We start from the raw sequence: 12935 nt of genomic DNA, 5'->3' as shown, positions 1-12935 counted from the left end.
CCGCCGGCTCATGCCTGCCGCGCGGTCAGCAGCTTGATGCCGAGCCCGACGAACAGCAGCCCGCTCGCACGCTTGAGCGCGCGCACCGCGCGGCTCATGTCGAAGCCGCGATGCAGGCGGCGCATGCCGGCCGAATAGACGCTGTGAACGACCACGACCGTGCAGGCGATCGTCGCGTACATCACGACGAACTGCAGCGCGAGCGGACGGTCGTGCACGATGAACTGCGGCATGAACGCGGACAGGAAGATCATCGTCTTCGGATTGCTGCCCGACACGAACAGCGCTTCGCGAAACAGCTTCCGTCGATCGGGCACGGCGATCTCCGCGGCGCCGCTCGATGCGGCGGCCTTGCGCTCGCCGCGCAACTGCCGCACACCCAGAAAGATCAGATACGCGGCGCCGATCACCTTCATCGCGACGAACAGCGGCGGCATCGCGGCCAGCACCGCGCCGACGCCGAGTGCGACCAGCAGCACGACCATGCCCTGCGCGACGAGGTTGCCGGCGATCGTCGCGGCGGTGCCGTGCGCGCCGTAGCGCACCGTGTTGCGGATCACGAGCAGCACGTTGGGCCCCGGCGACAGCGTCGTGGCGAGATAGGCTGCGGCAAACAGCATCCAGGTCTGAACGGACATGCGGCGCTCCGGAGGGCGGTTCCAGCGGTCGGGATGAAGCGATGATGCCACGCCAATAAGGGCGCGGGCCGCCGCCGGAACCGTGCCTTCGCGTCAGCGTGCGTCGCGCATGCAGTACGCGGGAATCGACGGCGGCGTATCGATGGCGGCAGGCCGCGTCATCCACGCGATCCAGGCGGCCCATAACCCGCAGACGATCAGCACCGCGACATTCAGCGGCGTCCGGTAGCGAACGATCAGGTCGGCCAGCGGCAGGCGGTCTTTCATGTGCGTCTCCTTTCGTGAGGCGAGCGGCGTTACTGGCCGGCGTAGGTCGGCGCCTTCGCGTCGCAGGTCACGGACACGGTCGAGCCGTCCGCGAAGTGCAGCCGGAACGGCACCTTCGCGCCGGGCGCGACGGCCTGGCGCGGCTCCTCCAGCATCACGTGATAGCTTTTCGGCTTGAACGTCACCGAGCCGTGCGCCGGCACGACGACCGAGTCGACGTGCACCATCTTCGCGGTGCTGCCGCTCGTCTGCGTTTCATGCACCATCGCCATCCCGTAGGCGGGCGTGTCGATACCGGTCAGCGTCGCGGGCGCGTCGCCGTGGTTCTTCAGCGTGAAGTAGCCGGACGACGGCACCGTCGCCGGCATCGTGCGAATCCAGCATGCGTCGGCCTGGATGGTCGACGCGGCGAAGGTGGCGGTGGCGTGCAGCGCCAGCGCCAGCGTCACGAGCAGGCCGGTCGGAATCGAGCGTTTCATCATGCGTTCTCCTGATTGGGTGCGATGCCGCGGGCATCGATGCGCATCGCGTGCGTGACATGCGTTACTTCAGCGTGAATGCGTAGCGGCCGTGCGTGCGATGGCCGTCGCTGGCCACCGCGATCCATGCGACCGTGTAGGTGCCGGGCTTCAGGCTCGCCAGTGCGACGTGCATCCGCTTCCGGTTGCCGGCATCGACGGCCGACTTCCCGTCGACGACCGACTGCCCGTGGCTGTCGGTCACGGCGATCGAGCTGAACGCGGGCTCGAGCGCTTCGCCGAACTCGATCGTGACCGCGGGCGGCGCGCTCGACAGCGTGGCGTCGGGGGCCGGGTCCTGCGTTTTCGGGAGCGCGTGCGCATGCGCGGCGTGGATGACGACGAAGCCGAGTGCGGCGAGTGCGCCGCGAATGAAAGTAGCGGTTTTCATGGCTGGATGAGCGAGTGACGAATCGGATGAAAAAAACGGCTTCGACGGACGGCCGCGCGAGCGGCATCGATGCGGCGCGCCGTCGGCGCGGACGTGCGACACCGGACATTCGCATGCGGGCGAATGCCGGCGCGGCGATCCGAACCGGAGACGGCCAACCACGCGCGCGGCACGACGCCGTACGCGACAGGGTGCGACATGATCGTCCTTCGAAACGTGACACGTCGCGCACGCGGGCGGCGTGCGCGGGCGACGTGATGCACGACGGCATCACGCGTAATGACGACGGATCAGGACGTGAACGGCGGGGCGCGCGGTTGTGCGGCCGTGAGCGGCTGCGTGCGGCGCAGGCTTTCGAAGCGGGTGGCCGCGCGATGCTCGATCGCGTGCACGCGGGCCGCGAACGTCAGTTCGGGGGCGGGCAGCGCGGGGGTATGGGCAAGCAGGCTGCAGTAGCCGCATGCGTGGAGATGAGCCTGCAGGCTTTTCGTCGCCGCATCGGCGGACGGCGTGCCGGCGGCCGGCGCGGACGAACAGTAGCCGGCCAGCAGCGCGTCGACGCGCCCTTGCGTGGTCAGCGCCTGCGAGATCGTCGGCACGAGCGCCGTCATCAGGATGGCGAGCATCCCGATCAGACTGCCGATCTTCCGGAGGCGACGACTCAGCATGCGATGCGCGGCGGCGGGTGGACGATGATGCGGCCGATTATGCCACGCACGCCGGTTCGCCGGCCGGCACCGACGTGCGGCATCGCGGCGCGCTACGCGGGCTGCGCCAGGTACTTCGCGATCAGCGTCATCTGCGCGGCCCAGCCCTGGTCGTTCATGTCGCGCGCCGTCGCGCGACGCGCTTCGATCAACTGGTCGAAACCCGTTTCGGTGACCGTGAGCAGCGTGCCGCCGGCCTGCGGCGCGAGCGTGAAGGTGACGAGCGTCATCGGCTCGGACGCGTAATCGAATTCCGGGTCGATCGCGAACGGATGCCAGCGAAACGAGAACAGTTGCCTGGGTTCGATGCGGTCGACGACGATTTCGAACACAGTGCCCGCATAGGGCTCCTGCGCCTTGGCGACGTCGTCGTCGACGCGGGTGGGGGTGATGCGGCCGAACAGCGACTGGCCGGCTTCGAACGGGCCGTCGAACGACACGCCGAACCACTGGCCGAATTCGCCGGAATTGCTCACGGCTGCCCAGACGCGGTCGGGCGACGCGGCGAGCAGCGTCTGTTTTTCGATGCGATCGGTTGGCTGGACCATCACGTTCTCCATGCAGGATCGAGCGTTGCAGGACGACGCGCGGTCGCGCGCCGCGTCTAGTCGAGCATGACCGCGTCGGGCACGTCGAGCACGAGGTCCGACGTCGCGACGGCCACGCACGGCAGCGTATAGCCGTCGGCCTTTTCCTCGCGGGAGAGCCCCGGCCATTCGATCGTGTAGCGTACGCTGCCGCTGACGATCCGGCAAAGGCAGCTTCGGCACGTGCCGTTGCGGCACGAGCGCGGCAGCGACACGCGCGCGAACGCGGCGGCTTCGAGCAGGGTGAGCGAATCGGGCGCGTCGAAGGTCGCGCCGAGCGGCTCGATGCGCACGAGGGGCGGGTGATCTGGATCGGTCATGACTGAAGCGGGCGGCGGTTCGGCGGCAACGCGCCAAGCATACCCGAACCCGCCGGCGGCCCACGGCCGCCAGCTACCCGCCGTGGGCGTCAGTGCCGCCGCAGATACCGGTACACGGTATTGCGGGCGAGGCCGAGCTCGCGCGCGGCCGCCGATACGTTGCCGCCATGCCGCGCGAGCACCGCGTCGATCATCGCGGCCTGATGGCTTTGCAGCGTCGTGCCTTCGCGCCTGCCAGGCGACGCGGGCGATACGGCTGGCGTGTCGGCCGCCGGCGCATCGTCGCAGTCGAGCCAGAAATCGTCGGGCAAATGCGCGAGCGTGATTTCGGTTTCGTCTTCGGCGAGCATGCCGGCCGTGCGCAGCACGTTGGTCATTTGCCGCAGGTTGCCGGGCCAGCGGTGGCGCGCGAACGCATCGAGCACGTCGGCCGCGAGACGGCGCGGCATCGGCTCGCTGCGCGCGAGCCGCGCGAGGATGCGCTCGACGAGCGCCGGCAGGTCGGTGCGGGCGGCAAGCGCCGGCAGCGTGACCGCGAGCCCGTTGATCCGGTAGAACAGATCCTCGCGGAACGTGCCCTCCGCGATCATCGCGCGCAGGTCGCGGTGGGTCGCGCAGACCACCCGCACGTCGACCGGCACCGCGCGTGCGCCGCCGAGCGGCATCACCGCGCGCTCCTGCAGCACGCGCATCAGCCGCACCTGCTGGGCGAGCGGCATGTCGCCGATTTCATCGAGAAACAGCGTGCCGCCGTCGGCCTGCGCAATCTTGCCGGGGCTGCCGCGCTTGCGCGCGCCGGTGAACGCGCCGTCTTCATAGCCGAACAGTTCGGCCTCGATCAGCGAATCGGGCAGCGCCGCGCAGTTGACCGCGACGAACGGGCCGTCCGCGCGCGGCGACGCCTGGTGCAGCGCGCGGGCGAGCCATTCCTTGCCGGTGCCGGTCTGGCCGAGAATCAGCAGCGGCAGGTCGCGCCCGCGGATCTTCGCGACGCGTTCGAGCACGGCGGCCATGCGCGCGTCGCCGGTGTCGAGCGTCGCGAACGTGATCGCGTCGGGGTCCGGTGCACGCACGCGTGAGGCCGGCGCGGGCGGCGTGACGGCGACGGTCGCTTTCTGCGCTTCCGGGAATTCGCAGCGCGCGAGCACGCGCACGCCGGTCGACAGCGTGAGGCGGAACGTGGCGCCCGGTGCGCGCGCGGCCTGCTGCGCGAGCTGGCCGAAGCGCATGCCGAACAATGCGTCGCTGGCCTGATGCTGCAGTGCATCGAACGATGCGCCGAGCTGGAATTGGGCGCTGCGGTTCGCGGCGATCAGCCCGCCGTCGGGGCCGAACGCGACGAGGCCGGCGAACAGCGAATCGACGCAATCCTCGTGGGCGTGAAAGCGCAGCCGCAGCGCTTCGCCGCACTGGTTCGCGAACAGGTGGTTCTCGATCAGTTGCGCCGACATCCGCACGAGCGCGAGCGTATGCGGGCTGGCGCCGCGCGGGTCGCCGCTCACGTCGAGCGTGCCGAGCGTGCGGCCGAACGGATCGACGATCGGCGCGCACGCGCAGGTGAGGATGTGGTTCGCGCGCAGGAAATGTTCGGCACCGTGCACGACCACGGCCTGGCCCGACGCGAGCGCGGTGCCGATCGCGTTGGTGCCGCGCGCGCCCTCGGCCCACGACACGCCGTTGCATAGCGCGACGCGGTTGGCTTTCTCGATGAAGTCCGCGTCGCCGATGCTGTGCAGGATCACGCCGTCGGCGTCCGTCAGCAGCACGAGGCTTTGCGTTTCGGCGATCTGCGCGTGGAGGTCCTCCATCACCGGGCGGGCGTGCGAGAACAGCGTGTGGTTCGTGTCGAGCAGTTCGCGCAGCGCGATGCGCGACAGCGGCGAGAAATCGGGGCGTTCGTGCGCGCGCAGGCCGACCGCGGTCGAACGCGCATGCGCCTGCGCGAGCAGGTCGGTGCGACCCGTGGTGGCGGGCAGCACGTAGGGTTGCGGCATGGTTTGTCTCCTGTTCCCGGGGCCGTCGGGGCGACCGGATCGGAATCGGCGGCGGAGTGCGGCTCCGCTCGCGGTGCACCATTCGGCGCGACAGCCGACCGTCCGGGTACGCATCATCATACAAGCGCCACGTGCGATGCGCGACTGCCGACAAAATCCCCTTGCTTTCAGGCGCCCGCCTGCAATGATGGAAATGGAGCACGCACGCGCCGTGTTCCGCAGTGCAACATGCATGCGACGCGACATGCATCCGTTCGGGAGACGCATCATGGTTCGGGCGGAACTGAGAGTCGTGCTGGCGGCCATCGCCACTTTCATCATGCTGGGCGGCATTGCCGTGGCGATCCACGGATTGCTGTTCGATCTGACCGATGCGGTGAGATACGGGGCGGCCGCGATTGCGGTGGGCGTCACGACCGCCGCGATCGCGCTCAACGTCTGGCCGACCGATCCGCACTGACGGCCGTTGGCGAAACGGTGCCGGATGCCGCGCAGATCAGACGAAATGCGCGTCGGAACGACGCACACCGAAATTTTTGTGTCCCGCGCGAAACCGTCTAAAGTGGAATTCAACCGGCATGCATCGACCGCGCCACACTCCGCGGCCGGGGCCTCCGCCGGCGAGCCCGCGTACATTTCGTCCGGCCGGTAGCGGACGACGGACGCGGTCATTCGTTTTCTACCGGTCGAGGCGGCTCCATGCAGATCCATTTCACGAACGAGAAGCCGGAGTATTCGGGGCGTGACCTGATGCTGGCGTTCACGGCACTGGTCAATGGCGAGCGCGTCCAGTGTCAGATCACCGCCGAGGCGCTGGAAGACCACTTCGGCGCGGCATCGCCGCGCTTCGAGGACATGGTCGGCGCATTCGACCAGCACCGCGAGCGCATCGAGGCGGCCGCGCGGCGCCTGCTGTCGGAGACGCGTGCGCAATGCGTGACGCTGCGCAGCGGCTACGTGCGCTTCTACGAGGCCAACTGGCGCTGACGACACGACGCTCGTCCGGCGGCGCGCGCACGCGAGCGGCGCACGCGCGGACGTGGCCTTCATGCAATGCCGTTCGGCGGAGTCGGGCGGCATTTTCGTATGCGGGCCGGGCGGGGTGGCCTGAACGTCGGTGCAGTCATGCGCGTCGCTTCTTGAGGATCACGGAACAATCGTGCGAAAAAAAACGCCACCCGAAGGTGGCGTTTTTTCGTTTCATCGTGCGATGCGCTTCGCTTACTCGCTGCCCAGATAGAAGAAGCGGAACAGGAACACGGCCGCGATGATCCAGACGATCGGCTTGACCGTGCGTCCCTGGCCCGTCAGCAGCTTGAGGCCGCCGTATGCGATGAAGCCGAATGCGACGCCGTTCGCGATCGAGTACGTGAACGGCATCAGCAGCGCGGTCAGCGCGGCCGGCACGGCTTCCGTCGCATCGTCCCACGGTACTTCGACCATTTCGCGCAGCATCAGGCACGACACGTACAGCAGCGCGGGCGCCGTGGCGTACGCCGGCACGACGCCGGCGAGCGGCGCGATGAACAGGCACGCGAGGAACAGCACCGCGACGGTGATGGCCGTCACGCCGGTGCGGCCGCCGGCCTGCACGCCCGACGCGCTTTCGATATACGCGGTGGTCGACGACGTGCCGAGCACCGAGCCCGCGACGATCGCCGTGCTGTCGGCGAGCAGCGCCTTGTTCAGGCGGTTCATCTTGCCTTCGACGAGCAGCCCCGCGCGATTCGCGACACCCATCAGCGTGCCCGTCGCATCGAACAGCTCGACGAGGAAGAACACGAGGATCACGTTGATGATGCCGGTCGACAGCGCGGCGCCGATGTCGAGCTTGAACAGCGTCGCATCGATCGACGGCGGCGCGGAGAACACGCCGTGGAACTGGTTGCCGGCGAAGAAGAACGACAGGATCGTCACGCCGATGATGCCGATCAGGATCGCGCCGCGCACGCGCAGGTGGTCGAGCGTGACGATCGTGAAGAAGCCGACGATCGCGAGGATCGTCTCGTGCTTGTGCAGGTCGCCGAGCGTGACGAGCGTGGCCGGGTTGCCGACGATCACGCCCGACGTCTTCAGCGAGATGATGCCGAGGAACAGGCCGATGCCGGCGGTGATGGAAATCCGCAGCGATTTCGGAATGCCGTTGACGATCGCCTCGCGCACGCGGAACAGCGTGACGAGCAGGAACAGGCAGCCGGAGATGAACACCGCGCCGAGCGCCGCCTGCCACGTGAAGCCCATCCCCTTGACGACCGTGTACGCGAAATACGCGTTCAGGCCCATGCCGGGCGCGCAGGCGATCGGGTAGTTCGCGTACAGCCCCATGATGATCGATGCCAGCGCCGCGACGAGGCAGGTCGCGACGAACACGGATTCCTTCGGCATGCCGGCGTCGCCGAGAATCGCGGGGTTGACGAAGATGATGTAGGCCATCGTCAGGAACGTGGTGACGCCCGCGAGTATTTCGGTGCGGAAATCGGTGCCGGCTTCAGCGAAGCCGAAATACCGCTTGATGGATTCCATGAAGGCGTTTCTCCGGTCGGGTTGTCGTGTTGATTGTTGTGCCGAATTGTTGTACAGGCAGCGCGGCCGGCTAACTGTAACCAGCCACTATTGTCCGGCTATCGGCGGATTGTAATAGCGCGGATAGCTCGGACGATATAGTGGGAGGGCACGATCGGTTGTCTGCGCACGAACGGTCTGGCGGCTCGTCCGTGCGGCGAAGGCGCGCATTTTACCGGTTCGCGCGGCACGGGCCGGCAGAAATGGCTGAAACGGCGGGAGCGGTGGAAACGACGGGAGGCGGCGCGGGGAGGCGGGCGGATGCGTGCGCAACGGCACGCCGGCTGCGTCGCGCGCGGGCGGTGCACGATGACATGCGACTGAAACGGAGCGCCCGCATGCTGCACGAACGCGGTGCAGGTGGCGGGTGCGCATGTCCGCACGTGTGCTGCCGGCGCGGATACACGGCGCGGCAGCGGCGTGCCGCGGCCATTCGTCAGTCCAGGCGCGTGCAGGGATCGGGTTATCGTGCGCCGAAGCCGTCCCGTCCGCAACCGTCATTTCGCGATGCGGGCGCGACTGTGGTTTCTGTGTAAAAGATTGCAAGACCCCATCGCGTAAACCGGCAAGTCTTTCTAGGATAGATACACCGCGCATGCACACGCCGGCCGGTCATTGCCGATGCGGGGGAGTCGCAGTCCGTGCAGGCCAGGCGGTGAATGGCGGTCAAGGTCGTTGCGCGTTTGGGCAGGCACGGCCGGTTGCGATTGCCCGATGCGGGTTCGTCCGTAATCACGGAGGTCAGCATGTTGAACTGGATCAGCCGTTGGGCGATGCGACACGCCCCCACGCCGGAAAAAACCGCTGCGTCGATGCTCGTGACGGCGCGCATGGAACTGTTCGCAGCCGAACAGCGCGTCATCGATGCGAAATTACAGGCGGATTACTGGCGCACACGTGTGTCATTCCTCGAAGAGGTGCAGAAACAGGGCATCGATCCCTGGGTGACCTCGCAGGCCGCGCAACGTCCCGACCTCGATTCCACTCCACGAAGCACGGGCCCGCGTCTCGCCGCCAGCACCTGATGCACCTGCTGCATCCTCTCGCTGCGCACGGCGCGCGATCGCTCGCGGCACGCACCGGCGTGCCGCGTCCTTCGATGCGCACCCGCGACGCGTTGCGCCGCGGGTGCGTCCGTTTCCGGTCGCGGCCGTTGCGCGTGTCGTGTATTTGACGCACGCGTAACGGCGCGCCGCTCATCCGCTCCTTCTCCCTATCCCGACGAGCAAACGTTGCACTTGCGCGAGCATGCGCCTGACGCGTTCGCCGCGCCGCACGTACGCGGTCGTGATCGTCGCTTCGGCCGACCGGTCGGCATCGGTGCCGAGCCAGATGCGCTCGCCGCGCGCGATGCGCAGCACGTCGCCGGGCTGTACCCAGTAATCGTCGACATTCGGCGGGCGCGTGATCCACAGCGCCGCGCCGTGCGCGCGGATCTCCGCGTCCTGCGGCGCGCGCCAGGTCATCGTCGTGCGCGGCGCGACCGCGAAACGGATCACGACGGTCGGTAATGCGATCGTGCCGGCGGGGCGCCGATCGCGGCGTTCGAACAGCGGGCTTGCCTGGTCCATCGTCTGCTCCATTCAGTGAGCCGGACGGATGACGTGCACCAGAACAAAAAGGCCTCATCCGTTTCCGGCGAGGCCTTGTGTGACATGCGGTACTGCTCGATTGCTAACGCACAAGCGCCTCCCGTGATCCATTCTTTCGAATGTTCACCGGGCAATGAATCGCGATGGCGACGAGCTTGAACGTAGGCATGCGAACGAGTGTGTCGTCGCGGCGCAGCGCTGTCAACGGAAATTTCGAGATACTTGGCGGTTACGCGTCGCGTTGCGCGAGGCCGTTCACGAGGAGTTCGGACAGCAGGCCCGTCATTCCTTCCGGGTGCGTGGCCGCGCGTGCCTTCAGTTGTTCGACGAGCTCGGCGTTGAGCTTGCACGCGAACGGCACGAGACCCTGTTCCTGGTCGAGCTTGCGCTGCGCGCGGCGGTCCAGCTTGGCTGCTTCGTCGGCGCCCTTGCCGAAACGCGCGGAGCTCGACTGTTTCATCGCGTGCGTCAGCTTGAGCGCCTTGTTCTTTTCGAGATCGGTTTTCTTCATGGCCATCGCGGCACCTCCGGGAAATTGAAGCCGCGATTGTACGCATTTCGGCGGGCGCCGCCCGCCGAGCCGGCCGGAAGCCCGGTCACGCGCCTTTCGCCGCGCCCCAGTTGCCGCCGTGCGCGGCCGCCTGCGCGGCCGGCGAGCGGGCGAGGTAGGCGAGCGCCTGCTCGGTCGAGCCTTCGTGATGCGGCGTATAGCCCGGCTTGAAATAGCGCAGCGCCGCGCCGATCACCTTCCAGAACGACGGCAGGTGCCCGCGTCGCGAACCTTGCCACCACGCGAGCGCGAAGCCCGGGTAGCGGCCGGCGTCCGGGTCGCGCCGGTACATGAACTTCGCACCGGTCGTGATGTAGTAGAGCAGCAGCAGGATCACGAACGCCATGTGCACGCAGCGCTCCGGATAGGTGCCGCCCATATGACGGTAGATGTCGAACGCGACGGTGCGGTGCTCGACTTCCTCGGCGCCATGCCAGCGCAGCAGGTCGACCATCGTCGGGTCGGCGCGGCCTTCGTCGAGGCCGTGCGCGTTGAGCACCCAGTTGCCGAGATAGCCGAAGAAATGCTCGAGCGACGCGATCACGGCCAGCTGCTGCCGCAACCAGAAGCGCGTATGGCCGATCTTCAGCCCCAGCGGCTGCTCGCCCAGCACGCGCGTGAACAAGCGGTTGAGCTTCTGCGTAAACGGCTTCGTGTCGATGCCGTGGCGGTCGTAGTAATGCTTCAGCACGCCGCCGTGCGAGCGCGAATGCACGGCTTCCTGCCGCAGGAAGCCTTCGGCTTCGTCGCGCAGGCGCGCATCGGTGATCAGCGGCAGCGCCTTGTTGTACACGCGGCAGAACCACAGCTCGCCTTCCGGGAACAGCAGGTTCAGCGTGTTGATGATGTGCGTGCTGCCCGGATCGTTCGGCACCCAGGTGACCGGCGTGTCGCTGAAGTCGAACTTCACGTGCCGGGCCTTGATCTTGTGATAGTCGGCGGTATCGGTCATGTTGTCTCCCTGTGCGGCGTCGTGCGCCGTCAATGCGATGCCATGCTGACGCGGGCGATCATCCGGCCGAGCCACGGCATGAAGCGGCCGACGAAGCGCAGCGCGTGCGCTTCGCCGCCGACCGCGACGACGGGGCGGTTGCGCAGCACGCCGTCGACCATCGCCTGCGCGACGGTTTCCGGTTTCAGGCCGCGCATCTGGTACAGCTTCGTCGCGCGCTTGCGCAGCCGCGCTTCATCCTGTGCGTTGGCGCCCGCGTAGTGCGTCGACGCCATGATTCCGGTTTCCGCGAAACCCGGGCACACGGCCGTCACGCCGATGCCTTGCTCCGCGAGTTCCGCGCGCATGCATTCGCTGAGCATCAGCACCGCCGCCTTCGTCGTCGCATACGCGGGCAGGTCGCGCGACGGGCCGAACGCGGCGGCCGACGCGGTGTTGACGATGTGCCCGCCGGTGCCGCGCGCGGCCATCTGCTGCGCGAACAGCCGCGAGCCGTGGATCACGCCCCACAGGTTCACGTGCAGGATGCGCTCCCAGTGCCGCGCGCTCGTGTCGAGGATGCCGCCGGCCATGCCGATGCCCGCGTTATTGATCACGACATCCGCGCCGCCGAGTTCGCTGCCGACCCATGCCGCGAGCGCTTCCATCTCGTCGGCGGACCCGACGTCGACGCGTTTCGCATGGGCCTGGGCGCCGGTCAGCCCGATCAGCAGCGCGGTGCGCTCGGCGCTCGCGAGATCGATGTCGCAGGCGACGACCGTTGCGCCTTCGCGTGCGAAGGCCAGCGCCGCGCAGCGGCCGATCCCGCTGCCCGCGCCGGTGACGACCGCGACCTTGCCGCTGAAGCGTCCGCTGGTGGCGCGACGGCGCGCGTTCGCGAGCGCGGGCGGTTCGTCGCCGGATTCGACCGCGTCGATCAATTGCCCGGCGAGCGCCGCGAAGCGCGCGGGATCGGCGAGCGGCAGCCAGTGGCCGGCCGCGACTTCGCGGCGGTAGTACTGCGGCACCCAGCGCGACAGGTTCTCGGACAGCGCGGGGCTCACGTATTTGTCGCCGAGCGGCACGATCGTCTGCACCGGTGCGTGCGCGTAGCGTTCGCGCGGCGCGAACAGGCAGCGGATGAAGTTCGCGCGATAGAGCCGTACGCCGCGCGCGCCATCGTCGGCCTGGGTCGGGCGCGGCGCGGCGGGCGTTTTCTCGAGCCGGCGCAGCAGGCCCGGCCACGCGCGGCCGAGCCACAGTCGCCAGCCGAGCTCCGGGATGAACGGCAGGTGGAACAGATAGACGTACCACGAGCGCACGAGCTGGCCGCCGAGCTTGGCCAGCGACGCGGGCGTCGGGCGCAGCACGCGTTCGCGCAGCCAGAAGCCGACGTGGTCGAGGCACGGCCCCGAGCACGACGTATACGACGCGATGCGGCCGGCCAGGCGCGGGTCGGTGACGAATTCCCAGCCCTGGATCGAGCCCCAGTCGTGCGCGACCAGATGCACGGCGCGGCCGGGGCAGAGCGCATCGATCGCCGCGACGAAATCGTCGGTCAGCTTCGCGAGATGGTAGTCGGCCGTGCGCGTCGGCACGCCCGACAAGCCCGCGCCGCGTACGTCGTACGCGATCACGTAATGCCGGCGCGCGAGCAGCGGCGCGACGTGCTGCCAGACGCTGCTGTCGTCGGGATAACCGTGTACCAGCACGACCGGCGAGCGGGCCGGGTCGCCCCAGGTCCGGACCGCGAGCGTCAGGTCGCCGGAGGCGACCGCCGTTTCGCTGTGAACCGATTCGAACAGGGCCAGCGGCGCTTCGTCGGAAAGAGGCTGCATCGTGAGTCCGTCGTTCAGGGAGTCGGGAGGTGGGTGGTTC

At 68.2% G+C, this 12935-nt stretch carries 16 protein-coding genes; 3 read left to right on the top strand and 13 right to left on the bottom strand.

Features of this window, described 5'->3' with window-relative positions; translation table 11 throughout:
* Positions 1-8 precede the first annotated feature (8 nt).
* The 8 genes from SY91_RS23435 to SY91_RS23400 all read right to left on the bottom strand — a co-directional run bounded on the left by SY91_RS23435 (position 9) and on the right by SY91_RS23400 (position 5422).
* A complete protein-coding gene (locus tag SY91_RS23435; protein WP_023477567.1) occupies positions 9-638 on the bottom strand; it encodes a LysE family translocator in 630 nt (209 codons plus the stop codon).
* Between the two features lie 93 nt (positions 639-731).
* Positions 732-905 carry a hypothetical protein gene (locus tag SY91_RS23430; protein WP_006486739.1) on the bottom strand — a complete coding sequence of 58 codons (174 nt, stop codon included), beginning with the start codon at positions 903-905 and terminating at the stop codon, positions 732-734.
* Between the two features lie 29 nt (positions 906-934).
* Positions 935-1384, bottom strand: a complete 450-nt coding sequence (locus SY91_RS23425; protein ID WP_043888508.1) for a copper chaperone PCu(A)C — start codon at positions 1382-1384, stop codon at positions 935-937.
* A 64-nt stretch (positions 1385-1448) separates the two neighbouring features.
* Entirely contained in the window at positions 1449-1814 is a 366-nt protein-coding gene (locus tag SY91_RS23420) for a copper resistance protein CopC (protein WP_034175194.1), read from the bottom strand.
* Between the two features lie 290 nt (positions 1815-2104).
* Positions 2105-2482, bottom strand: a complete 378-nt coding sequence (locus SY91_RS23415; protein WP_043888505.1) for a DUF2946 domain-containing protein — start codon at positions 2480-2482, stop codon at positions 2105-2107.
* A gap of 92 nt (positions 2483-2574) precedes the next feature.
* Entirely contained in the window at positions 2575-3069 is a 495-nt protein-coding gene (locus SY91_RS23410) for an SRPBCC family protein (RefSeq protein ID WP_043888509.1), read from the bottom strand.
* 56 nt (positions 3070-3125) lie between these two features.
* Positions 3126-3428 carry a 2Fe-2S iron-sulfur cluster-binding protein gene (locus tag SY91_RS23405; protein ID WP_006480747.1) on the bottom strand — a complete coding sequence of 101 codons (303 nt, stop codon included), beginning with the start codon at positions 3426-3428 and terminating at the stop codon, positions 3126-3128.
* Positions 3429-3517: 89 nt separating this feature from the next.
* A complete protein-coding gene (locus SY91_RS23400; RefSeq protein ID WP_023477571.1) occupies positions 3518-5422 on the bottom strand; it encodes a sigma-54-dependent Fis family transcriptional regulator in 1905 nt (634 codons plus the stop codon).
* A gap of 184 nt (positions 5423-5606) precedes the next feature.
* On the opposite strand from SY91_RS23400, the gene SY91_RS23395 reads away from it, so the two are divergent.
* Both SY91_RS23395 and SY91_RS23390 read left to right on the top strand, forming a co-directional pair.
* On the top strand, positions 5607-5882 hold the full coding sequence (locus SY91_RS23395; protein WP_023477572.1) for a DUF2964 family protein: 276 nt from the start codon (positions 5607-5609) through the stop codon (positions 5880-5882).
* A gap of 239 nt (positions 5883-6121) precedes the next feature.
* Positions 6122-6409, top strand: a complete 288-nt coding sequence (locus tag SY91_RS23390) for a DUF1488 domain-containing protein (protein WP_006480750.1) — start codon at positions 6122-6124, stop codon at positions 6407-6409.
* A 234-nt stretch (positions 6410-6643) separates the two neighbouring features.
* Here the strand turns inward: SY91_RS23390 and SY91_RS23385 are convergent, their stop codons facing one another.
* Positions 6644-7945, bottom strand: coding sequence for an NCS2 family permease (locus SY91_RS23385; protein ID WP_006480751.1), 1302 nt, complete (start codon positions 7943-7945; stop codon positions 6644-6646).
* A gap of 785 nt (positions 7946-8730) precedes the next feature.
* On the opposite strand from SY91_RS23385, the gene SY91_RS23380 reads away from it, so the two are divergent.
* Positions 8731-9009, top strand: coding sequence for a hypothetical protein (locus SY91_RS23380; RefSeq protein ID WP_006480752.1), 279 nt, complete (start codon positions 8731-8733; stop codon positions 9007-9009).
* A gap of 171 nt (positions 9010-9180) precedes the next feature.
* On the opposite strand, the gene SY91_RS23375 is transcribed toward SY91_RS23380, so the two are convergent.
* The 4 genes from SY91_RS23375 to SY91_RS23360 all read right to left on the bottom strand — a co-directional run bounded on the left by SY91_RS23375 (position 9181) and on the right by SY91_RS23360 (position 12895).
* Entirely contained in the window at positions 9181-9555 is a 375-nt protein-coding gene (locus tag SY91_RS23375; RefSeq protein ID WP_011547194.1) for a DUF2917 domain-containing protein, read from the bottom strand.
* A 250-nt stretch (positions 9556-9805) separates the two neighbouring features.
* Complete coding sequence (locus tag SY91_RS23370) at positions 9806-10093, bottom strand: hypothetical protein (RefSeq protein WP_006480754.1); 288 nt, start codon at positions 10091-10093, stop codon at positions 9806-9808.
* A gap of 79 nt (positions 10094-10172) precedes the next feature.
* Entirely contained in the window at positions 10173-11078 is a 906-nt protein-coding gene (locus SY91_RS23365) for a metal-dependent hydrolase (protein ID WP_034175197.1), read from the bottom strand.
* A 29-nt stretch (positions 11079-11107) separates the two neighbouring features.
* Positions 11108-12895 (bottom strand): SDR family oxidoreductase, encoded by a 1788-nt coding sequence (locus SY91_RS23360; RefSeq protein ID WP_185921177.1) that lies wholly within the window; start codon positions 12893-12895, stop codon positions 11108-11110.
* Between the last annotated feature and the right edge of the window lie 40 nt (positions 12896-12935).

The organism is Burkholderia cenocepacia, assembly GCF_014211915.1.
Classification (GTDB): Bacteria; Pseudomonadota; Gammaproteobacteria; order Burkholderiales; family Burkholderiaceae; genus Burkholderia; species Burkholderia orbicola.
Note: the sequence above shows the minus strand (reverse complement) of the source record. Positions and strands in the feature narration are given on the sequence as shown.